This is a genomic window from Stenotrophomonas sp. 80084_Sma, assembly GCF_056481995.1.
The window spans coordinates 3847596-3871053 of sequence record NZ_CM151177.1; the positions used below are offsets into that span (position 1 = coordinate 3847596).

17 protein-coding genes are annotated in these 23458 nt (G+C 65.2%); 2 read left to right on the forward strand and 15 right to left on the reverse strand.

The genetic code is table 11. The features are described from left to right. Window positions 1-7: 7 nt before the first annotated feature. From ACZK3W_RS17765 to ACZK3W_RS17780, 4 genes are read right to left on the reverse strand one after another with little or no spacing between them, the layout of a single operon-like run. Window positions 8-514 (reverse strand): pilus assembly protein PilP, encoded by a 507-nt coding sequence (locus ACZK3W_RS17765; RefSeq protein ID WP_010484064.1) that lies wholly within the window; start codon window positions 512-514, stop codon window positions 8-10. A gap of 26 nt (window positions 515-540) precedes the next feature. Next, window positions 541-1197: a type 4a pilus biogenesis protein PilO gene (locus tag ACZK3W_RS17770; RefSeq protein ID WP_197616965.1), complete on the reverse strand. Its 657-nt coding sequence runs from the start codon at window positions 1195-1197 to the stop codon at window positions 541-543. After that, window positions 1194-2090 (reverse strand): PilN domain-containing protein, encoded by an 897-nt coding sequence (locus tag ACZK3W_RS17775; RefSeq protein ID WP_197616963.1) that lies wholly within the window; start codon window positions 2088-2090, stop codon window positions 1194-1196. The genes ACZK3W_RS17770 and ACZK3W_RS17775 overlap by 4 nt, the downstream gene beginning before the upstream one ends. Then, window positions 2090-3148 (reverse strand): pilus assembly protein PilM, encoded by a 1059-nt coding sequence (locus tag ACZK3W_RS17780; protein WP_010484061.1) that lies wholly within the window; start codon window positions 3146-3148, stop codon window positions 2090-2092. Before ACZK3W_RS17780 ends, ACZK3W_RS17775 begins: the two co-directional genes overlap by 1 nt. Before the next feature lie 219 nt (window positions 3149-3367). Between ACZK3W_RS17780 and ACZK3W_RS17785 the strand changes: the two genes are divergently transcribed. Further along, window positions 3368-5791, forward strand: coding sequence for a penicillin-binding protein 1A (locus ACZK3W_RS17785; protein ID WP_197616961.1), 2424 nt, complete (start codon window positions 3368-3370; stop codon window positions 5789-5791). Between the two features lie 430 nt (window positions 5792-6221). Continuing rightward, entirely contained in the window at window positions 6222-6866 is a 645-nt protein-coding gene (locus ACZK3W_RS17790) for a hypothetical protein (RefSeq protein WP_012511978.1), read from the forward strand. 281 nt (window positions 6867-7147) lie between these two features. On the opposite strand, the gene ACZK3W_RS17795 is transcribed toward ACZK3W_RS17790, so the two are convergent. From ACZK3W_RS17795 to ACZK3W_RS17845, 11 genes are all read right to left on the reverse strand, one after another. After that, the gene (locus ACZK3W_RS17795) at window positions 7148-7891 is read right to left on the reverse strand and encodes a hypothetical protein (protein ID WP_197616958.1); all 744 of its coding nucleotides are present in this window, start codon (window positions 7889-7891) and stop codon (window positions 7148-7150) included. Between the two features lie 69 nt (window positions 7892-7960). Further along, a complete protein-coding gene (locus ACZK3W_RS17800; RefSeq protein ID WP_197616956.1) occupies window positions 7961-12748 on the reverse strand; it encodes an ESPR-type extended signal peptide-containing protein in 4788 nt (1595 codons plus the stop codon). 61 nt (window positions 12749-12809) lie between these two features. Beyond that, complete coding sequence (locus ACZK3W_RS17805; RefSeq protein ID WP_197616954.1) at window positions 12810-13517, reverse strand: pilus assembly protein; 708 nt, start codon at window positions 13515-13517, stop codon at window positions 12810-12812. A gap of 18 nt (window positions 13518-13535) precedes the next feature. Beyond that, window positions 13536-14669, reverse strand: a complete 1134-nt coding sequence (locus ACZK3W_RS17810) for a CfaE/CblD family pilus tip adhesin (protein WP_197616952.1) — start codon at window positions 14667-14669, stop codon at window positions 13536-13538. Continuing rightward, a complete protein-coding gene (locus ACZK3W_RS17815) occupies window positions 14666-17398 on the reverse strand; it encodes a TcfC E-set like domain-containing protein (RefSeq protein WP_197616950.1) in 2733 nt (910 codons plus the stop codon). Before ACZK3W_RS17815 ends, ACZK3W_RS17810 begins: the two co-directional genes overlap by 4 nt. Window positions 17399-17449: 51 nt before the next feature. Continuing rightward, a complete protein-coding gene (locus tag ACZK3W_RS17820) occupies window positions 17450-17959 on the reverse strand; it encodes a CS1 type fimbrial major subunit (protein ID WP_197616948.1) in 510 nt (169 codons plus the stop codon). A gap of 496 nt (window positions 17960-18455) precedes the next feature. Continuing rightward, entirely contained in the window at window positions 18456-18818 is a 363-nt protein-coding gene (locus ACZK3W_RS17825) for a NirD/YgiW/YdeI family stress tolerance protein (RefSeq protein WP_197617237.1), read from the reverse strand. A gap of 300 nt (window positions 18819-19118) precedes the next feature. Further along, window positions 19119-20189, reverse strand: coding sequence for a hypothetical protein (locus tag ACZK3W_RS17830; protein ID WP_125894095.1), 1071 nt, complete (start codon window positions 20187-20189; stop codon window positions 19119-19121). A gap of 291 nt (window positions 20190-20480) precedes the next feature. After that, window positions 20481-21758 (reverse strand): citrate synthase, encoded by a 1278-nt coding sequence (locus ACZK3W_RS17835; protein ID WP_032127838.1) that lies wholly within the window; start codon window positions 21756-21758, stop codon window positions 20481-20483. Window positions 21759-22054: 296 nt separating this feature from the next. Continuing rightward, a complete protein-coding gene (locus tag ACZK3W_RS17840; RefSeq protein ID WP_005418951.1) occupies window positions 22055-22297 on the reverse strand; it encodes a type B 50S ribosomal protein L31 in 243 nt (80 codons plus the stop codon). Between the two features lie 88 nt (window positions 22298-22385). Then, complete coding sequence (locus tag ACZK3W_RS17845; protein WP_032127836.1) at window positions 22386-23324, reverse strand: nucleoside hydrolase; 939 nt, start codon at window positions 23322-23324, stop codon at window positions 22386-22388. Window positions 23325-23458 lie beyond the last annotated feature (134 nt).

Below are 23458 nucleotides of genomic sequence, written 5' to 3' on the forward strand. Positions count from 1 at the left end.
TAAACGATCATTGATCTTCAAGCGAGAGCGTTGCCGGCCGTTCCAGCCAGCCACCCGCGCCATCCGGCACCAGTTCGATCAGCTCCACGTGGTCTTCGAAGACCGCCGTGACCCGCCCGTCGCTCTGCCCCAGGTAGCCGCCCGGGCGTACCCGGTAGGTCACCTTGTCCGGCCCCATCACCAGCGCCACGGTGGCGGCTCCGGTGCCGATGGTGCCGACCATGTCCAGTGCGTCCAGCGGGAAGCCTTCCAGCGGCTCCTTGCGCCGGTTCGGATCCGGACGCAATCCGCCATTCCCCTGCTGCGGATTGGTCCAGGCATCGGTGAACGGGTCGCGCAGACCCTGTGCGGAGTATTCGAAGGTTTCGAACTGCTGCATCACCGGCAGCGGCTCCAGCGGCTGTGCCGGTCGCGCACGCTCGCCTTCCACCCACTTTTCAAGGTTCGGCGCATCACCCGGCGTGCTGGTCACATCGCGGCCGCACGCGGCCAGCATCAGCACGACGGCAGCCATCCCACAACGCGCAAAGAGGGAACGGATCACTTCTTCTCCTCCTTGCCGGCGTCAGCCACCTGCTGTGCCTGCACCTCGGTCTCATCCAGATAGCGGTAGGTCTTGACCGTGCCGGACAGCTCCAGCGCACCGCTGCGGGCGTTGCCGCTGGTCTTGTCCTTGGGCTTGAGGTTGATGTCGTGCATGGTCAGGATGACCACGCGCGGCAGCGACGCCACGCCACTGACGAAGGCACCGAACTGGTGGTAACTGCCCACCATGCGCAGCTTGATCGGCTTCTCGGCGTAGAACTCCTTGACCTGCTCCTGTTCCGGCTCGAACAGCTCGTTGGTCAGGCCGCTGGACAGCGCGGTCTGCGAGATGTCGATGATCAGGTCCGGCATTTCGGTCTTGCTGGGCAGCTGCCGCAGCATCTGCTGCAGCACCTGTTCCATCTGTGCCAGCTGCTGCTTCAGCGGCGCCAGGTTCACCGCACGCTCCTGCTGCTTGGTGAACTCCGAACGCAGCTCGACTTCCTTCGATTCCAGGCCGGCCAGTTCCTCGCGCTTGCCACTGATCAGCAGCATCCACGCCACGAACATGATCACCAGCGCCAACAGCGAGCAGAAGACGATCTTGGCCTTCTGCGGCCAGTTGCCGATGTCGTTGAAATCCAGGTTCTTCAGATCGATTTTCTGGCTCATGCGCGATCCCCCTGCAGCGGGGCGTTGAAGGCCTGCGGCGGCTGCGCCAGGCGGCTGCCCTCGGACTTCGGCGCAGGCTTTGCAGCCGGGGCTGCCGGCTGGTTCGGCGTAGCCGGGGCCGGGGTGGCAGCAGGTGCGTTGACCGGCGCGGCGGCGGGTGCGGGTGCAGCCGGTGCAGCAGCGGGCTGGCCGGCGGCCGGTGCAGCAGGTGCCGCTGCATCCGGGCCGGCTGCAAGCGGTGCCACTGCGGGCGGAGCCGGCGTTGCCACCGAACCATCGGCGTTGAGGCCTGGCGTACCAGCCACTTCCTCACTCTGTGCCGGCAGCTTCACCTTGACCACGAACACATAGGGCAGCGCCTTGATGTCGGCCAGCGGGCCCACCTTGCCGTCCTTGTCCTTCTCGGGATCACGCGCTTCGATGATCGACAGTTCCGGGTTGGTCATCCAACCGGAGGTCTCCAGGTTGCGCATGTACGCCGAAACACGGGCATTGGACTGGGTACGGCCTTCCAGGGTCAGCACGTCGCCTTCCTGCTTCAGCGCGGTCAGCACCAGGCCATCGGGAATCGTGCGCACCAGCGCATCGAACAGGTGCACCATCTGCGAGCGCTTGGCCTGCAGTTCCTCGATCACCTTCTTGCGGGCCAGCAGGCGTTCCTTCTGCGCGTCGAGGCGGTCGATCTCCTTGTTCTGTTCCTTGACCTTCTCGATCTCGGCTTCCAGATAGGCGTTACGGTCCATCTGGCCGCTCACCTGGCGGTCGTAGTAGAACCAGATCACCAGCGACAGCAGCAGGCCACCGATCGCGGCCATGCCCAGCATTGCGTAGAACTCGCGCTGGCGTTGCTTGCGCCGTTCGGCGCGCCAGGGCAATAGATTGATGCGTGCCATCAGTCGAAGCTCCTCAGCGCCAGACCGGTGGCGATCATCAGCGCGGGGGCATCCTGGGCGAGCGCATGCGCGTTCACCTTCGGCCCCAGGGTCATCTGTGCCAGCGGGTTGGCGACCACGGTCGGCACGCCCAGCTGTTCCTCGACCATTTCCGGCAGACCGCCCAGCACGGCGCAGCCGCCGGCCAGCACGATGTGATCAACGCGGTTGAACTCGCTGCCTGCGTAGAAGAACTGCAGCAGGCGGCTGATCTGCTGGACCGTGGCTTCCTTGAACGGCTCCAGCACTTCCATCTCGTAGCTTTCCGGCAGCCCGCCCTGGCGCTTGGCCAGTCCGGCTTCCTCGTAACTCAGGCCGTAGCGGCGCATGATCTCGTCGGTCAGCTGCTTGCCACCGAACACCTGTTCGCGGCTGTACAGGCTGCGGCCGCCGCGCAGGACATTGAGGGTGGTCATGGTGGCACCGATGTCGACCAGCGCGACCACACCCTCGATGGATACCGGCAGCTCGCTGGCGACCAGGGCATAGGCGTTCTCGACCGCGAAGGCCTCCACGTCCATCACCTTGGCCTGCAGGCCACCCAGCTCCAGCGCCGACTGGCGCAGTTCCACGTTCTCCGAACGCGACGCGGCCAGCAGCACCTGGACCATCTCCGGGTTGTTCGGGATCGCCCCGATCACCTCGAAGTCCAGGTTCACTTCCTCGATCGGGTACGGAATGTAGTTGACCGCTTCCAGCTCGATCTGGGCTTCCATGTCGTTCTCGTCGAGCTCGGCCGGCATCGGGATCACCTTGGTGATCACCGCCGACCCAGCGACGGCGGCAGCGGCCAGCTTGGCCTTGCTCCCCGAGCGGTTCATCGCGCGGCGGATGGCCTCACCCACGGCCTCCACTTCCACGATGTTCTTCTCCACCACCGCATTCGGCGGAAGAGGTTCCACAGCGTAATGTTCCACACGAAAACGATTGCCACTGCGGGACAGCTGCAAAAGCTTTACCGCAGTCGAACTGATGTCGACGCCTACAAGCGGCGACTGACTTTTTGGGATGAGCCCCACGGTTTCTCCCCTGCCGACGGGCACTTGGACGCAAGACCTGCGCCCGAGCATTAATAACGTATTCTTAGCAAATGGCAACGGCCCTGCTGTGAAGTCCCTCACGGATTCACCATGCAGCCCCTGACTGTTCCCCTTGCGCTCCCCGGTGCCGACCCCAGCCGCCACCTTGCGTAATCTATACTCTGCGACCACGAAATTCGCAATCGGAATCTGAACCCGATGACTCGACTCCGCCGCTGGCTGCGCTGGATCTTCCTGATTGTCCTGGTCCTGGCGCTGATCGGCGCGGCCGCCGTGGGCGGTCTGTACTACGCCGTGTCCTCCAAGCTTCCCGACGTGCAGACCCTGCGCGACGTGGAAATGCAGGAGCCCATGTACGTCTATGCCGCCGACGGCAAGTTGATGGCGGTGTTCGGCGAGACCCGCCGTACCCCCATCACCATGAAGGACGTGCCCGAGCGCCTGAAGCAGGCGTTCCTGGCCACCGAGGATGCCCGCTTCTACGAGCATGGCGGTGTGGACTACATGGGCATCGGCCGAGCGGTGTGGCTGCTGGCCACCACCAACGACAAGCGCGTGCCGGGTGGCTCCACCATCACCCAGCAGGTGGCCCGCCAGTTCTTCCTCAGCTCCGAGTACAGCTACACCCGCAAGCTGGCCGAGATCCTGCTGGCGCGGAAGATCGAGTCCGAGCTGAGCAAGGACGAGATCTTCGAGCTGTACCTGAACAAGAGTTTCTTCGGCAACCGCGCCTACGGCGTGGCCGCCGCCGCCGAGTTCTACTACGGCAAGAAGCTGAACGAGCTGGACCTGGATGAAATGGCCTCGCTGGCCGGCATCCCCAAGTTCCCGTCTTCGGGCAACCCGATCTCCAACCCGGAACGTGCCCGCCAGCGCCGCGACAACTACGTGCTGCAGCGCATGGCCGACCTGAAGTTCGTCAGCCAGGCCGAGGCCGATGCGGCCAAGGCCGTGCCCATGCACGCCACCGCCCACGAGCCGCCGGTGCAGGTCGACGCGCCGTACGTGGCCGAGCTGGTGCGCCAGGAAATGATCGCCCGCTTCGGCGGGGATGTGGTCAACAAGGGTTACCACGTCACCACCACCATCGACTCCACCCTGCAGACCGCCGCCAACCAGTCGGTGCGCGACGGCCTGCTGCTGTACGACCACCGCCACGGCTGGCACGGCGTGGAGAAGCAGGTGCAGGTGGGTGCCGGCGAAGACGCCGCCGCCCTGGCCGAGCACCTGCGCGGCATGTACGGCCAGGCCGGCCTGCTGCCGGCGATCGTCGCCAGCACCGGCGCCGATGGCAGCGCCACCGTGGTGCTGGCCAACCGCAGCGAGATCGTGCTGCCGGCCGGTGCCGCCAAGTGGACCAACAAGACCCCGGGCAAGCTGGTGCAGCGCGGCGACATCGTGCGCGTGCGCGCCGGCGCCAAGGAAGGCGAGTGGCTGCTGGACCAGATCCCGCGCGGCCAGTCCGCGCTGGTCTCGCTGGATGCCCACAACGGCGCCCTGAAGGCGCTGGTCGGTGGCTTCAGCTTCTCCGGCAACAAGTTCAACCGCGCCACCCAGGCCCGTCGCCAGCCGGGTTCGAGCTTCAAGCCCTTCATCTACGCCGCGGCCTTCGACAAGGGCTACAACCCGGCCTCGATCGTGCTCGACGCGCCCGTCGTGTTCCGCGACCGCCGCGGCAAGACCTGGGCCCCGCAGAACGACGGCGGCGGCTTCCGCGGCCCGATGCGCCTGCGTGAGGCGCTGGTGCAGTCGCGCAACCTGGTTTCGGTGCGCCTGCTTGATGGCATGGGCGTGGACTATGCGCGCAAGTACATCAGCGAGTTTGGTTTCGCCGAATCGGAACTGCCGCCGAACCTGTCGATGTCGCTGGGTACCGCCTCGCTGACCCCGTTGTCGGTGGCCCGCGGCTACGCCGTGTTCGCCAACGGCGGCTCGCGCGTGGACACCTGGCTGATCGACCAGGTCAATGACCGCGACGGCAACCTGGTGTTCAAGGAAAACCCGGCACTGGCCTGCCGCGACTGCGCCGGCAGCAGCGACCAGCCGGTCAACCAGGTGGTGGATGGCTTCAACTTCGGTGCGCCGGCCCCGAAGGTGGACCCGGCCGCTGCCGCCAAGGCCGAAGCCAAGACCGAAACCCCGGCGGCGCCGGTCAACCCCGATGCCCGCACCGCCCCGCGCGCGATCGACGCCCGCACTGCCTACCAGCTGGTGTCGATGATGCGCGACGTGGTCCAGCGCGGTACCGGTGCCCAGGCCAAGGTGCTCGGCCGCGAGGACGTGGGTGGCAAGACCGGCTCCACCAACGACCACCGCGACGCTTGGTTCTCCGGCTTCGGCGGCCCGTACGTGACCACCGTGTGGGTGGGCCGCGACGACTTCCGCTCGCTGGGTTACCGCGAATACGGTGGCAAGGCCGCCCTGCCGATCTGGATCGACTACATGCGCACCGCGCTGAAGGACACCCCGATCGCACAGAACGAACCGCCCAGCGGCATGGTCCAGGCCACCCTCAACGGCGCCACCGAGTGGGTGAAAGTGGAAGACATGGACCGCCTGACCGACTACGACCTGAACCTCAATACCCCGCAGGCCGACGCCGCCGCGTTCGATATCTTCTGAGGAAGGGTACGGTGGGTGCCGCTCTGGTAGATGCCAACCTTGGTTGGCGCCGATGCGGCTCTGGTAGCTGCCAACCTTGGTTGGCGCCGATGCGGCTCTGGTAGCTGCCAACCTTGGTTGGCGCCCCGTGCCGACCAAGGTCGGCACCTACCAAAGCGTTGGTGGGTGCCAACCTCGGTTGGCGCCGATGCCGCCCCGGTAGTTGCCAACCTTGGTTGGCGCCCTGTGCCGACCAAGGTCGGCACCTACCAAAGCGTTGGTGGGTGCCAACCTCGGTTGGCACCGATGCCGCCCCGGTAGTTGCCAACCTTGGTTGGCGCCCCGTGCCGACCAAGGTCGGCACCCACCAAAGCAGTTGCATCCGCCATACCCACGCAGATGTCACATCCGTGCGCTAGTCTGTAGCCAGGTCGCAACAGGGAGTCATCGCATGCATCGCGCCCGTCAGCATGCTGCCAGCCAGACCCGCGAGCGGCGCCACCGCCTCGCCCACGAAGCCGCCCGCCTGATGGCCGAAGGCGGCATCCGCGACTACCACCAGGCCAAGTTGAAGGCCGCCAGCCGGCTCGGCATCCACGACGATGCCTCCCTGCCCCGCAACACCGAGATCGAAGACGCCCTGCGCGAGTACCAGCGGCTGTTCTCCGGGCCCCAGCACGGCAACGAACTGCAGCGCCGCCGCGAAGCCGCGATGCGCGCGCTGGAGTTCCTTCACGGCTTCGCCCCGCGCCTGGCTGGTCCCGTGCTGGACGGCACCGCCGACGCCAACAGCCCCGTGCAGTTGCACCTGCACAGCGACGACCCGGAGGCCGTGCACCGCTTCCTGGACGAACACGGCATTCCCGCCGAATCGCGAACCCGCCGCCTGCGCATGGACCGCGAACGCTGCCTGGATGTGCCGGTGTGGGTGTTCAGTGCAGAGGAGCTGACCTTCGACCTGGCGGTGTTGCCGTATGACGCCCTGCGCCAGGCACCACTGTCACCGGTGGATGAGAAGCCGATGCGACGCGCGTCGGTGGCACAGTTGCGGCAGGTGCTGGCCGAGGCGGAGATCACCGCGTACATCGGCGGGTGACGGTAGCGCCGGTCCATGGCCGGCGAGCGCAGCGGTGCCTGCCTTGGGTGGGTGCGGACCGTTGGTCCGCACTGTGCTTCGGGCATTTCGATGGCTGACCGGAGAGCAGTCGAGCATGGCTCGACTCTACAAGGGCGCTGCACCCGTGTTTGGTAGGTGCGGACCGCTGGTCCGCACTGTGCTTCGGGCATTTCGACGGCTGAGCGGAGAGCAGTCGAGCAAGCTCGACTCTACAAAAGCGGTGTTACCTGCTCTGGCAGATGATGCCCATCTTGCTCCCGCTACCAGACAAAACGGGTATCGCGCAGTGGGTCGCTGAGCAGCCGCGGCAACCACGGTGCGGGGGCACGCTGCGGATACTCCCGCATCATCTGTGCGTGCATGGCCTGCAGGTCCCGCAACACCCAGGACTGGTAGTAGATGTCGTTGAACCCATCCGACCAACCACTCTTCACCCGCTCATGCTCGTCTGCCTCCAACGGCGGCATCTGGTCCAGCGGCACCTCCAGGATCGTCGACAGCGCAGTGTTGATCTGCGCATTCTCAACACCCGCCTGGCGCACGTAGTCCAATCGATCGAGGACCCGCCGGCAATCGTAGGGGAAGCACCCGCCTGTGGCCATGATGTAGTCAGCGATGTCCGCCAGCATGTCGGCTTTCAGCCGCCACACCACTTCGCTGTCCATCACCTGCCGTACCCGCATCGTGCGCAGCGTGCTTGCCCGCACCTCCTCCGGCGTAGTGAACGGGGCACCCGGCGTGCTGCCCGCGTGGCGTACCAGCACGATGCGATGGATCGCCTCCCTGGTGACACCCTCGATGCGCAGCGCCGCGGTCTCCGGGTGCACGCGCGGCGTCGGCACGCTCAGCATCCGCCACATGTACCACAGCACCAGCAACAGACCGGCGATGCACAGCCCGCTCATCAGCGTCCACAGATCCAGGTTCCGCGTGTAGTAGCGATAGCGCGCCCGCCAGATATAGAACGTGCGATAGCTGATGATTCCCTTTACCCATCTGTACATCGCCATCTCCTGGGCAAGGACCCCGGCGCGGCGGGGTGGATTACGCGCGTCACGCCGGGGCTCCATGGCTTACCAGCCGATGCCCACACCGACGCCCATGCTGCGCTCACCGCTGTTGGTGAACGCACCATTGAGGCTGAAGGTGGCCGAGCCCTTCTCGTTGAGCACGCGCTGGTAGCCCACCGCCATCGCCGACTCACCCTCGCTGTAGCCCACACCCGCACCGAGGCGGTTGTAGGTGGCCAGGCCGGCGGTGTTCATCGCCATCGCCGTCTGCGCGCTGCTCATCGCGGCCATGCGGTTGAAGCGCTTGTCCATCTTGTCCAGGCGGCGCTCGACGTTGCTGATCGCCCCATCGGTGTACTCGTTGGCGCGGGCCAGCATCTTCTCCAGCTCGGCGGTGTCGACCTGCGGCTTCGGCGACTCGTCCTTGTTGGCCTTCGGCTGCGGCGCGGGCTTGTCGCCCTCGCCTACCGAGGCGACCTGCTGGGAGTCCTTGCCATCCGGTATCACAGGAGTTTCCTCGGCCTGCGGCGTCGGCACCGAGGACGACACCAGTGCACGCGGTGCCGGGGCATCGTCGATGCGCTGCTCCAGACCGTCCATGCGGCCGTTGAGCTGCTGCTGCATCGAATGCAGCTGGCCACCGTTGACCGCATCACGGCTGCCGGCCGCGATCAGGCCGTTGGCCACGTTGGAAATGACCATGCCATTGGCGCCGGCGAGGGTGAGCTGGTTGACGCCGTCGGCGCGGACCGAGGGAGTGTCCTGGAACACGGAGCGGAGCTGGGTTTCGACCTTGTCCACGCGCGAGGAGTTGTTGACGACCGCGCCATCCAGTGCCTCCAGTGCACCATTCAACGTGGACTGTGTCTGGCCTTGGACGTTGAAGCGCGGGCCCACGATATTGCCGTAGGCATCCACCTCGCCGCCGAGCGCGGAGAGCGCACCGCGCAGCTGGCCGATGGTGGCGGCGTTGTGGTTGGCGGTGCCGTTTGCGATGTTTACGAGGCGGCGCTTCATTCCAGCACCACCAAATGATGCAACTTCCGCCTCGTTTGCGTAAGAACCCGTACCGAGTGCCAGCGACCGATCCGCACCAGCTTCCACCCTGGCTGCCGCACCGATCGCCACACCTCCACGCGCACCGCCAGCGTCCCCGCCGACAAGTGCGCCGGCTCCCATTGCGAATCCACTCTCGGAATCCACAGAGACAGTTGAGCCTCTACCGATAGCAGTGGAGTTCTTCCCCATCGCCTCTGCAAACGTGCCTACCGCAGTTCCCCCGTCCAGTCCCGTCTTTGCTGAATTTCCGACCGCAACCCCTGCCACACCCGCTTCTGCGCGTTCACTAAAGGGGGCTGACCCGATACTCACAAACTGCGCAGCACCCTCAAGTTCCGAAATACGGCCATTGGTCTCATACAGCTGACTGCCGCGCACAACGTCCGAACTGTCAGCCGAAAGCTTCGCCTCGGCCACGCCAGTCAAACGCGCACCACCGAAGTCGATCGGGCCGTTTGCATCCATCTCTCTCACTGCCTGCTGCCTCATCTCCCGCTCCTTGCGCATCGCCTCCAGATCATTCCGATTCTGCGAGATCTTCTGCTCTGCGGCATACAGCTGGTTGCCCGTAACGGCATCACGGCTTCCCGGCGCCACTCGGCCGTCGGCAAGATTGCTCAACACCATGCCATTCACGCCATTCAGCGCAATCTGCCTCGTGCCGTCGGCACGGGCCGAGGGTGAATCCTGGAAGATCGAGCTCAGCTGACCTTCCACCTTGTCCGCGCGACGACCGGCGGTGACAACCGCGCCATCGAGTGCCGTCAGCGCATCCTCGACGGTGCTCTGCGTTCCGCCCTGCACCGTGTAGGTCGGGGCGATGATGTTGCCATTGGCATCCATGCCTGCGCCGCCGCCGAGTGTGGCGAGCGAATTCTTGAGCTGGGAGACAGTGGTGGCGTTATGGTCGGCCGTACCGCGCGCGACGTTCACAAGTCGCCGTCCCGTGCCCTCGCTACCAAACGAAGCGGTTCCACTTTCAGTGGCCACCGCGCCGGTCCCTAGCGCCAAGGAACCATCGGCCCCGGAAAGGACACTTGAACTCTCACCGATGGCAACCCCATTCCGGGTCCACACTTGCGCACCTGCTCCCATCGCAAAGCCACCCGCTGCCTCTCCAGAAGCCCAAGCGCCGCGCCCGACCGCTACTGAATTGACACCAAGCGCTGAGGAAAACGCCCCTAGCGCCACACCACCATCTATCCCAGTCTTTGCCGAATCGCCGATCGCCACACCGAGCACACCAGCCTCAGCACGGGCGCTGAATTCATCAGACCCAACACTCACAAATCGGCTCGCGCTTTCCAGATCCGACACACGCCCGTTGGTTTGGTGCAACTGCCTTCCTGACACGGCATCAGCACTGATAGCACTAATGACTCCATCCGCAACGCCACTGATCTTGCGATTGACATTGGCACTATTGCGTACATCCAAAGTTGTTCCGCTGTTCTTCTCGCCCAGACGCACATTGCCAGACGCAGATGCCTGCGCCACCAGCCCGCCCAGCGCCGCTGTCTCGGTCAGCGCCTTGGCTGCATCCGTCTTTGCTGCGACAGCTTCCGTACCCGCAGACCTGGCAATGCCCTCCACCGCCGCCACCTTGTCATTGGTCGCGTTGAGCTGCTTGCCGTTGACGGCCTCATAGCTGCCGGCGCTGACCACACCATCGGCCACACCGGTCAGCTTCCGATTCCCGTTCGCGCTGTTGCGTACATCCAACACTGTGCCGCTGTTCTTCTCGCCAATACGAACGTTGCCGTTGACAGCGACTTGACCGACAAGCCCCTTCAACACTGCAGTGTCAGCCAACGCCGAGTCCGCGCTGACCTTCGCTGCGCCGGCTTTCGCCTGTGCCGTAGTCACGTTCGCGTTGGTTTCATGGAGCTGCTTGCCGGTCACGGCCTCGTTGCTGGTCGCGCTGATGGCCCCATCGGCGACGCCCATAATCCTGCGGTTCGCATTGGCGCTGTTGCGCACATCCAGCTGCGTGCCACTGTTCTTCTGACCTAGACGAACACTGCCATTTGCAGCAGTCTGGTTGACCAGGCCACCCAGCACCACCGTCTCGGCCAGTGCCTTGCCCGACTCCACCTTTGCGGCAGTGGCGGTGGTCGTCGCGCCGTCAGCTGCTGTCTGGGCCTTGGTCACGGCCTGGTTGGTGGCATGAAGCTGGTTGCCGGTGATGGCATCCGTGCTGCCGGCACCCACCACACCATCGGCGATGTACTGGATCTTCCGCTTTCTGCTGGCGCTGCCAACCGATACCGAATTGGCCGACGCCGTCACTGCACCTGCACCCAAGGCAACGGCATTCTCATGCGAAGCCTGAGCGCGGTCACCCAGTGCCACGGAGCCTGTTTTCGTAGCCTTGGCCAGGTTGCCCAGTGCGCTGGCGTACTGCGCCGTCGCCTCGCTACCGCGACCCAGTGCCGTTGCCTGGCTGGCGCCTGCCTTGCTCAGATAGCCAACCGCCGTAGCGTGCTCAGCCTGGGCTTTGGCATCACCGCCTACGGCAATCGAGAAGTTGCCGCTTGCATTTGCACGGAAGCCGGTTGCAACCGCGCCGTTGGCGCTACGGGTTCCGGCACCGACCGAGACACCCGCGTTCTGGTTGGCCACCTTGTTCCCATCCGCATCCACGCCGGCGCGCGCGTCATCACCCAGCGCTACGCTGCGGCCGTTGTACGCTTTGGCATTGTTGCCGAGTGCGGTGCTGATGCCGAAGCTGCCATTCTCTGCGGTAGCTCCCTTGCCCAAGGCCAGAGTCGCGGCGTCGATCCGATTCGCGGCCGCCTGCGCGATGGCCCGTACCGCTGCCACGTCTACTTTCGCAGCATCTGCGGTCTTCTCAACAGTCCCCAACTTGGTGTTGGTGGCATGAAGCTGCTTGCCGGAAACCGCGTCGGTACTGCTTGTGCCCAGGGTGCCATCCGCTACGCCGGTAACTTTGCGATTGGCTCCCGTGCCATTGCGTACATCAAGCACGGTTCCAGTATTACCAGAGCCCAGCCTGATGTTTCCGGCCGCGGACGTCTGATAGATCATGGATTCGGTCTTCTGGCGCTCTTCATACAACTGCTTGCCCGTGACTGCGTCTGTGCTACCCGAATTCAAACGCGCATCCTGGACATTGACGATGCGGCGCTTCTCGCTGGAGCTGCCCACAGAGACGACATTGTCTTCGTTGGTGATTGCGTTGGCTCCCAGCGCCACCGAGTTCTGGTTCTGCGCGAGCGCGCCGCTCCCCAGTGCCACCGCATTCGTGCGGGTTGCACCGGAATCATTGCCCAGCGACGTTGACCCGAATCCTGATGCTCTGGATTTCGCTCCCAGACCCACACTGTGTCCACCCACAGCCTTCGATTGATAGCCTATGGCAACGTTGTCGACGCCATAGGTCTCCACCGAGTTGCCAAAGGCGGAACTGTTGTTGCCGTTGATGCGAATTCCGTGCCCGAACCCGGTTGTATTCTGCCCTATCGCTATAGCGCCACCACCTGTAAGCAAGGGTGCCGTCGAACTCAGCAGCGAGAATGCGCGGACGCCCGGAGCCGTCGCCGCCTTGTAGAGGCACCCCTCACGCCACGCCTCTTCCGCTCCGCAGTCAGGGCTCGCTACTGCAGCGGCGTGAGCGGCCACCGTGAGCGACTGGAAGGCTACAAGCAAAGCCACGCGCTGTGCGCCCTTGCGATGCTGCGACGATGCTCCGCACACCGTCTTGGCGAATTCACTGCCCACCACCCAGCACTGCTTGGCCACACTCCAGATACGTCGATAGATTCGATTCATGCTTGTTCTCCTTAACACCAAAGGGAAATGAAGCCCCGCGCTTGCGCGGGGCGATAGAAGGTCAGGCGCTCGGCGCCAGGGTCGTTACGTGATCGCGATAGCCGTCGTTCGACAGGCGGTACTGCAACTGCAGGGTGTTGCCGGGCTGGAGCTGGAACGGCAGGGTCAGCGCAGCGTCGGGGTAGAGGCTTTTCGACAGCTCACGCGGCGTACATACGCCACCGGCGCTGCACTCGGCAGCACCGGTAATGCCTACACGCAACGTGCCGGTGTTGCGCAGGGTGTTGCCCTGCAGTTGCAGATCCACGCGACCCTTGGCAGGCACGACGTTCACCAGCGCGCCCCAGATCAGGCTGACGCCGACGTTGGCCTGCGCCGCCTGCTCGTCGCCCTCCAGGATCGTGCCGTCGGGGCCATTCACGCCCTCGAAGTAGATGCGATAGGCCGCCTCTTTTTCGACGGTCTGCAGCGGAATCACCCGGATCAGGCGATTGCTACCGCCACTGAGTGCGAACTTGCCGGGGGTGATGGCAATCGCTGCATCGGCGGCTTCCACTTCGATCTCTTCCTCCCCCACCTGCGCCGGGTTGTTGATGCGCAGCAGCCGCGCCTGCACGTACTGTGGCTGGGTGGATTGCGAGTACACGCGGATCTTCGTGCCGTGCTTGGCGTCCACCGCGGCACGCATCGGATGAATGGACAGATTGGCCTGTGCCGGTGGGGCCAGCAGTGCACTCAACGGCAACAGGCAGAACAGCAGCTTCTTCATGATGAGCCTCCGGGGAGATCAGGGTTTGGCAGTCGGCACGCGCAGCTCTACCGTCAGCTCGCCGTCGTAGAGACCGGGACGTTTGCTGGCGATGGGCGTGGCCGGTGTTTCCAGCGTCAGTGGCGTGGGCACGCAGTACACGGGTTGGCTGATGCCCGGCAGCAGCACCATGCGTAGTTGCGCGCTGTCGATGCCACGCAGCAGCTGTTCTTCGCCGTGCTTCATTGCCAGCAGATTGCCGCCGTAGTTCAGGCCGACCTGGTAGTCGAGGCGCTGGGTGTCGTCGCTGCCGCCATCCTGATGCCAGACCGCGAAGTCCCGCCCAGGCGGTGGCCGCGACCCGCTGTCGCGCACGGTGACACCGAGGAATTCGCTCTGCGATCCCATGCCATCGTAGAGGCACATGTCCACGCCCTTGCGCCCGGCGACGACCTTGCGGATGGGGTCGTAGCGCAGGTCCATGTTGACCAGTGGCGCGACGCCATCGAAGCCCGGGAAGTAGATCGAGATCGCGTCGTAGTCGGTGACGGTGAAGTCGAAGTTGAAGGTGGCTGTGGCAACCGGTGCGGCGGATGGGTCAGCTTTGATGTTCAGACGCATCGTGGCCTTCCAGCGACCGGCGACAAGTCGCTCAAGCTCCGACTTGGGAAGAATCAGTTGAACGCCGGTTCCAATTGATTCATCTGGCGGGCATTGAAACCGTAGCGCCTCGTGAAGCATCCTCTCCGAGCCATTCCAATAGTCGCTCGTGCAAACGCGTCCCGACATGATTCTCCGCATAAAGCCCATCGCGTAGACTTCTGCTGGATAGCCCGTGCGCTCGTCCACTGTGCGCAGCCTAATTTGGGTATGGCCAAGGATCTGCCCCGGCGTACCCTCACTCGGGCAGCCACCCACACTTGAGTCAGAGTTCGACTCACAAACCACATGGATCTGCCCATACTTCATCGCCCGGTCGTGACTGAACCCCAACACCGTCCGCGGCGCCCACAGCTCCACATCACCCGGCACCGCCGAGCGATCCCAGGTCATCACGATGTCCCTGCTCTGATCCGTCGGGTGCGTTTCCGGCGGCCACTGCGCCCACGCCCTCGGCGCCAGCACCACCAGCGCACACACCAGCATCAACACCAACAACACTCGCCGGTTCATGGCGTTCCTCCTGCAGCAGCGGTCTGGGGCGTGGCGGCAATCAACGCGCGTTCCTGCAGCAGGCGGGTCACGCGGGCCTGCTGGCGGATCTGCGGCGGCAGCTGGGCCACGGCCAGCGGCTCGCAGTGCACGGCGCCGACCAGCAGCACCACCTGGCGGCGCTCGCGCACCTGCAGCGGGCAGTGCAGCAGGCGGTCGTCCTGCAGCAGGTACAGCGTTGTCTCGCGACGCGGGAAGTCGGCAACGAAGCCACCGTTGGCGCTGGTGCCGGGCACCGGCGCGTTGAGGATGCGGGCGCCACCCAGCGGCGCGCCGGCGAGATCCTTGGCGTTGCCGATGAAGGTGTAGGTCACCTCGATCGGCACCGGCATGCGCATCAGCCGCCCGGGGCTGAGGAACATCGGCCGTGCGCCACCGACGCCGGTCACGCGGATGGCGGCGATGCTGTCCAGCGTGCTGGCGTCCTGTACTTCGGCACGGTGCGATTGGTACGACGACAGCGGCAGCAACCGGCGCTCGCCAATCTGCAGGCGTTGCCGGCGCAGGCCGCCCACCTGCAGTTCGGCCGCCACGCCACGCAGGTCAACGTCGTCGGTGTCGGACACCTGTACGGCCAGGCCGGCGTCGGCGCCGTTGCTGCCGCTCCAGTAGAAGCCGCGCTTACCCAGTGCAAAGCCGGAGCTGTGCATGCCGCTGTAGGCGGTCTCGCTGCGGCCGCGCTGCTGGTAGTGCGCCAGCGTGGCGCCGCTCTGGCCCAGGCTGTTCTGCAGCTGGCCGCTGAGCGTGGCGCTGTAGCGATCACTGTTGTTGGCGCGCAGTTCGGTCGACAGCTCGCGGTACTGCGCATCGACGTCCTGGCGCAGGCTTTGGCCAACGCTGTAGTTGATGTCCGGGCGCTGGTGCTGCGGCTGCCGCACGTCCACGCTGTAGCGGCGCTGGCCGCTGCCGGCGGTGCCGCGCAGCAGGCGGGTCAGGCTCAGGTTGAAGTAGATGCCGCGGTCGCGTTGGTCACTGCCGCGCAGGCTGTCGCTGGCACGCTGCTGCCACACGCCCACGCGGGTGGAGACGCTGAAGTCCTGCCAGCGATGGCTGCGGCTGAAGCTGGCCTGCCAGGTGCGGCTGAGCTGCGGCTCGCGGCGCGGTTGCCACGGCGCCGGCGGCGGCAGCAGCGGGTCCAGCCCGGCCAGCGGGTCGTCTTCCGCACCCGGCAGGACACGCCCGGCGCGCCAGGTCTGGCGCCGCGTGTAGCCCACATAGGCGCTGCCACCGGCCAGCGGCAGCGCCATCGAGGCGCTGAGCGAATTGGCGCAGCCCAACTGGTCGCGGGCGTCGGCCTCGAACTGGCAGGCCTTGCCGCGCATGCGCTGCTGGTAGATGTTCCAGGACGCCGTGCGGCGGTACGACAGCTGGTGCTGCTGGCCGGTGCTGCCATCGTTGCCGCGCATGCCGCCGAAGCTGGCGCGCAGTTCCTGGCTGGCGTACAGGCGGCGCAGGTCGACGCGCAGCTCGCCGTAGCGGAAGCCGCCCAGGTCGGCGGCACCGGCCACCATCGCCACGTCGCGGCCCAGCGGCACGCGCATGCCGGCCACCGCCACGCGTTCGCCATCGAAGCGGTCACTGCGGCGCTCGTTGCGCCTGCCGCCCTGCACGAACCACTGCCACTGGCTGTTGGTCCAGTCGCCGCCCTTGTCGAACGGCGCATCTTCGCTGCGCACCAGCACGCCGTCTTCGTAGATGCGCAAGGTGACGTTGTAGTTGCCGAACGGGAAGTTGCGGGTGTCGATCTGGTTGATGCCGGCCTGCAGGTAGGAGGTCTGCAGCAGGCGCGTGCCGTCGTAGGCATCCACGCGTGCATCGCGCGCCAGCAGCACGGTCAGCGGCGTGGCCTGCACGGCAGCATCGGCGTCCACATAGGCCTGGGTGGTGCCCACGCGCAGGCCCTGCAGGCGGTCCAGCGGCAGCATGCTGAAACTGAAGGTGCCGCCCTGCGGGCTGGACAGGTTGCGGCGGTCCATGCGCCCGGCCTGCAGGTAGTGCGCCTGCCCCAGGTCGTGGCGGTAGTAGACGTTGTCGAACTGGAATTCACTGTCACTGCCACGGCTACGGTAGCGCTGCTGGTTGAAGTTCCATTCGGCGGAGACGTGCCCGCGATCGAACAGGCCCAGCACGCCGGTGCCGCGCGCGGACAGCGTCTGGTAGTCGCGGCTGCCGCTGACATTGATCACCTGCTGGTGCAGGAAGGCGTTCTCGGCGTTGGCGCTGACGGTGTGGAAGCGTTCGGCAGCGGGCTTACCGGGAATCCATTGGCGAGCAACGAACAGGCGCACCGCGCCCTCGCCTTCGTCGTACAGCGCGCGCACGGCAGCGGGGTCTTCTGGAGGATCGAGATAGCCACAGCCGGCGGTGGCTCCACCGAAGCGGCAGGCCAGATGGCTGTTGCGCGGCATCGGCTGGGACAACGCGGGCAGCAGCGCGGCCTGCGCCTCGGCGGGCAGGTCGAGTGCCTGCAGCACCTGCGCGGGGTCTTCCAGCTGCACGTGTTCCAGGGTCACGCGCACCGGCGACAGCCCGGCCGAGCGGCCGAACAGTTGGATGTCGAGTTGTTCGGTCTGGCCTTCGACCAGATCCTCGAAGCCGGGCGGGACGCCGCGCGCCGCCACCAGCGGCGTTGCCAGCGCCAGGGCGAGCGCGACCGCCAGCCGGGTGATGGCGGGGGCGTGTGGGGTCATGGGGGTACCGCTGGAAAGGCAGCCGGCCCGGCGTGCGGGCCGGCGCGGGGATTACGGCGTGGTGGCCTTCTGGTTCAGCACGATGTTGACGACGCCGGTGTAGCGACCTTGGGTGGTCAGGGGTGCCGGAGCGGTCTGCGCGATGACCAGCGGCATCGAGATCGACGCGCCCGGGGTCGAGCCAGCACCGGTGAACAGATCGACTGCAGCGTACTCAATCGGGGTCAGGCCCAGATCGCGACCGTTGAGGCTGACCTTCATCGGCACGGTGACCGTACCGTCACCGTTGGCCAGCACGAATGCACCACCGATCTTGGCTTCGATATCGGCGGCGCTATCGTTGGAGTGGATGCGCACGTGCTGGGTATCCGGAATCAGGCCACGCAGCGGATCGTGGGTCAGGGTGACGGCGTCCGGCAATGCGCTGCCGTCATCACGCAGCAGGGCCAGGGTCGGGTCGACGTCGGCGTAGACGGTGATCTTGGTTTCCACGGCGTGCGCGGACAGCGAAGCCGTGGCCAGCGCTGCAGCGAGCGCGGCCTTCTTGAGAATGGCGTGCATGGGTTGTCTCTCTCGGACAAGGGGGGAATGAGAAAGCCCCCCTCCCCTAAGGAGAAAGGGAGGGAGGCGCCGCCCGCAGAGGTGGTTGCGGGCGACGGAGAGAATGTTAGGAACCCATTGTCCTGCAGGCCATTCAAGCATTCCTAAAACGTTGAACGTTAAGAAGAATCTTTGAATTAGTTCAACGTTCCAGGCTTATGCAATTTCCCTCATTCGGTAAATGCAAAAAATCTCATTGCTTCGCCTTTGTAGAGTCGAGCCATGCTCGACTGCTGTTCGCGCTGTGCGTGCGAGTCGAGCATGGCTCGACTCTACAGTGGGCTATCCACGCATGGCGTGGATCCACCGGCCATGGCTATGCAATTTTCCTCATCCATTGAATACAACAAACCTCATTGCCTCGCCTTTGTAGAGTCGAGCCATGCTCGACTGCTGTTCGCGCTGTGCGTGCGAGTCGAGCATGGCTCGACTCTACATGTCGCAATGAGCGCGAGCCTCAGCCTGCGGGCACCACGGTCACGCGATCAACATCGATGTCGGTCGGCTTGAACCGATGCGTATCGACCTTGCCATGCAGTTCCACCACGGTGTCCGCACCAATGGCCTGCTGCGGCAGGTCTTCGTCATCGATCTCCACTTCGATCTGGCCACTGGCATCGCGGAACTGGTAACGCTCGTGGCCAAGCTTGGCGACGAGGTTGCCACGCAGCACCACCGGCTGGTCGTCGCGCTGGGCGCGCGCATCGGCCACGGTGCTGGCAGCGGTTCCTGCGCCTGGGCCGGTGTACTGGGCAAATGCGTGCGGGCTCAGCAGAGCCAGCGGCGTGGCGATGAGGGCAATGGCAAGCAGTCGGTTCATGGTGGTCTCCGTGGCTGAGTAAGTGCCCTCAGGTTCTATCGCCCCGGATGTGATGCCTATGCAATAGATCCGAAAAGATGTGAAAGCGACACTCAGTGTCAGAATTCGTTCAGATCCTGAAGCAAGGTTTTGTAGAGTCGAGCACGGCTCGACCCTACAAATACCCATCCACGCATGCGTGGACCTCGCATTGGCGCGCGATCAGAAGAAGATCGCGTACAGGATCAGCAGCGGAATCGGCACGCCCAACAACCAGAGCAGAATCATTTTCATGGCAGGTCTCCTTGCATGGAACGGGGGTTACAGGTCGCGACGGCGGCCGCCCCAGGTGGCGCTGAGGCTGGCGAAGAACGCGCCGATCAGCAGCGTGATGAACAGCCACAGCGCGGCATACGCTGCTGCCTTGCGGGCGTCGTCGGCCGCCTGCTTGGCAGTGTTCTTGGCCTTCTCCAGCGCAGCACGCATGCGCGTCTGCACATCGGTCACGCGCGCCTGCGCTTCGGCCTGACTCATGCCGGTCTCGCGCGCGATCAACTGGGACAGGTACTGGGTGTCGGCCGGATCCAGCCCATCTCCCTGCAGACTGTTGACGATGATGCGATTCACCTCGGCACGCACTTCACGGCGGTCAGCCACCGGGCCATTACCCGGCATCGGACGCGGCGGTGCGGCCATGCGCGCGTCGCGCGGGCCGACGCTTGCGACCGGCGGCGACGGGGCCGCATTCGGATCCATCGGCGCACCCGGCGGAGGCGGCGTTGCAGGATCAGACGGCCCTGCGCTGGTGGCGCTGCGGAACAGCGAGTCCACCCAGTAGTTGAGGTCGCCTTCCGGTGCAGCCGCCGCAACGCTACCGGCGCCCGCTGCGGCGACGCCGGCGGTGGATACTGCAGCACCAGCCGTGGCACCGGCCACTTTCGCGCCCGTGCCGAGTACGCCGCCGATGGCCGAGGTGAGCAGACCGGCGGTGAGCAGCGTGGCCACCGCCCACGACACGAAGCCATGTGCGGTATCGCGGAAGTAGGTTTCGTCGCCGTGGATCTGCGTCCACTTGGTACGCAGGCGTCCTGCCAGATAGCCACCCAGACCCGAAGCCGCCAGCGCAGTGAAGGTGAGCCAGATGATGCTGGACCAACCGAAGGTTTCCTTGCTGACGCCTTCGAACGACCACGGCGACACCGAGGACAGCCCCAGGCCCACGCCGAGAATCAGCAGGATGAGGGACAACGCGGCGGCGGCGGCGGCACCGGCGAAGATTGCACCCCAGGACACGGCGCTTTCGCTTGGCGGGGCGACGATGGGGGCGGCGACGACAGTGCCGACGTCAGGGCCGAGCGGGCCGCGCTCGGGTGGGTCGAATCGGGTACTCATGGGACGGACGCTCCGGATCAGATGCTGCGGATGCAGCTGGCGTCCTGAGGCTGCGCGAGCGCTTGTGAAGCTGGCGAGACCCTTGAATCACGCGGTCTTGGCGCGGTGAAGAGCGTGCCAACCAAGGTTGGCACCTACCGAAGGCGGATGCGGTGGTAGATCCACGCCATGCGTGGATGATTTTTCGCGGGCGCCGAAATCGTGCGGACCAACGGTCCGCACCTACCAGGTCCGCTCCAAAAAAAACGCCCCGCAGATGCGGGGCGTTCTCGGCACAATCTACGCGGGCGATCAGCCCTGGTAGTCGCGCACGTCGCTGCCGGTGTAGACCTGGCGCGGACGGCCGATCTTCATTTCCGGGTCAACCTGCTGTTCCAGCCAATGCGAGACCCAGCCGGAGGTACGGCCCAGGGCGAACATGACGGTGAACATTTCGGTCGGGATCTGCAGCGCCTTGTAGATGATGCCGCTGTAGAAATCGACGTTCGGGTACAGCTTGCGGGCGACGAAGTACTCGTCCTGCAGCGCGGCCTGTTCCAGCTTCACGGCCACGTCCAGCAGCGGATCCTGCACGCCCAGCTGCTTGAGCACCTTGCTGGTCATCTCGCCGATGACCTTGGCGCGCGGGTCGAAGTTCTTGTACACGCGGTGGCCGAAGCCCATCAGGCGGAAGCCGGAGGTCTTGTCCTTGGCCTTGACCACGGCGGACTCGACGTTGTCAGCGCTGCCGATCTCTTCCAGCATCTTCAGCACGGCTTCGTTGGCACCGCCGTGGGCCGGACCCCACAGCGCGGTGACGCCAGCGGCAACCGACGCGTACGGGTTGGCACCGGTCGAGCCGACCAGGCGCACGGTCGAGGTCGAGGCGTTCTGCTCGTGGTCGGCGTGCAGGATGAACAGCAGGTCCAGCGCCTTGACCACGTCCGGGTTCAGATCGTACTGGCCATCAGCCGACTCGAAGGTCTGCTTCAGGAAGCGGCTGACATAGTCCAGCGAGGTGTCCGGCTTGTTGGCCGGCAGGCCCTTGCCGTGGCGGTAGATCAGCGCCGACAGGGTCGGCACCTTGGCGATCAGGCGCACAGCGGCCTGGCGGCGCTGTTCGGCGTCGGACAGGTCCAGCGAGGCGTGGTAGATGCCCGACAGCTGCGCGATGGCGGCGGTCAGGATGGCCATCGGATGTGCATCCTTGGCGAAGCTGCCGATCAGGGTGTTGATCGACTCATCGACGTTGGCTTCAGCCGCCAGCTCGTCGGTGAAGGCCTTCAGCTGCTCGGCGCTCGGGCGCTCGCCGTTGATCAGCAGGTAGGCCACTTCGACGTAGCTCGACTTTTCCGACAGCTGTTCGATCGGGTAGCCGCGGTACAGCAGCACGCCCTTGTCGCCGTCGATGTAGGTGATGGCGGACTTGCAGCTGGCCGTCGCGGTGAAGCCGGAATCGTAGGTGAAATACCCCGTTTCCTTGGTCAGCTTCGCGATGTCGACGCAGTCGTTGCCAAGGGTGGGTTTGATGACGGGCAGAACGACCGACTTATCGCCGGCGTTGAGCGTGACCTGATCAAGATCGGACACTGTGTGCGCTCCTTCATGGGAAGGCGCCTGCCCAAGCGCATTGGTCAGGCACGTGAATGACGTCCTCGGCCTGTGCCGGGGATCACGCCATTATCGCACAGCAGCATTTGCCCGGCGCTAGACAGAAGTCGTATACGACAGGCGGCCAGACGCCGGCCGTTGAGCGGCCCGGATCGGCAAAAGCGTTGTCACACGAACGCAGTGTTCCGTCCATCCAAACGCCCGTTGGGTTGGCGTTGGGGAAAAACAAACGGCCGCGCAGAGCGCGGCCGTCGGTTCGAAGCTGGATCGACAGATCAGCGCGCGTAGCGCTTCTGGAACTTGTCGATACGGCCCGAGGTGTCGATGACCTTGTGCTTGCCCGTGTAGAACGGGTGCGAAGCAGAGGAAATTTCAACCTTGACCAGCGGGTATTCGTTGCCGTCTTCCCACTGGATGGTTTCCTTCGTGCCCATGGTCGAGCGGGTCAGGAACTTGAAATCGGAGGTGACGTCATGGAAGACGACGTCGCGGTAGTTCGGATGGATATCGGCCTTCATGGGCTCACACCGTAAATGGGCTGGTGGTCAAGAGCGGCATTATAAGCACCGGTTGCCGCTCGGGGCAACCGGTGCGGGCCAACAGACTTCAGTCCGCGCCCAGGGCCTGGCGCACCAGGGCCTCGAAACGCTGCTGGTCGTAGGCCATCAGCAGATCGCAGTTGTCCGGCTGGCCGGTCTGGCGGTTCCAGTCGACGATGGTGGCGCCGCGGCTGAACGTACCGTTCAGCTCCACGTTCAGCGGCCGCGATTCGACCTGCAGCTGCCCTTCCGGGTTCAGCGCCCAGGCCATGGCGACCGCATCGGCGGTATACCAGCGGCCACCCTTGCTGTCTTCGGACAGGCCACGGGTCTTGCGCGAGATCAGCTCGTAGAAACGGGCGCGATCGGAATCGGCCTGCAGCCACTTTTCAGCATCCTGCAGCGGCAGGCCATGGGCAACGGTGGCCTCCCAGTCCGACACCAGCAGGTGCTTGAACGAAGTGAACACCACGTGCGCCGCTTCCGGATCGAACGCGATGTTGAATTCGGCCGCCGGGGTGATGTTGCCGTGGCAGGTGACCGCACCGCCCATCACCACGATGCGCTTGATGCGCTCGGGAAGGGTCGGGTCCAACTTCAGTGCCAGGGCCAGGTTGGTCAGCGGGCCAAGCATCACCAGCATCAGTTCACCGGCGTGCTCGTGCGACAGGCGCAGGATGGCCAGTGCGGCGTGCTCGGCTTCAGCCTGGCGGCTCGGCGGCGGCAGGTCCACGTCGCCGTAGCCGTCACGGCCATGCACGTGGGCGGCGTCAACGGAGGGATGCAGCAGGGGATCCGGGCTGCCGGCAAACACCGGTACGTCGGCGCGGCCGACGATGTCGCAGAGCTTGAGGGCGTTGCGGACGGTGTACTGCAGGCCGACATTGCCAGCGGCGATGGTCAGGGCGACCACGTCATGCCGTTCATCGGCAAAGGCCATCAGCAGGGCCAGGGCGTCGTCCACACCGGGGTCGGTGTCGATCAACAGGGGGATCTTGTGGGTCATCGTTGCCGTCTTCAGATCGGCAACGAAGTGTGGACCGGGATGATGACCGTTGCAATACCGGTCTGCCCCGGCGGCAAAGATGTAGTGGAGAGGGTTGGATCCGTTGCCCCCACCAACGCCCTCGCCCAACGCAC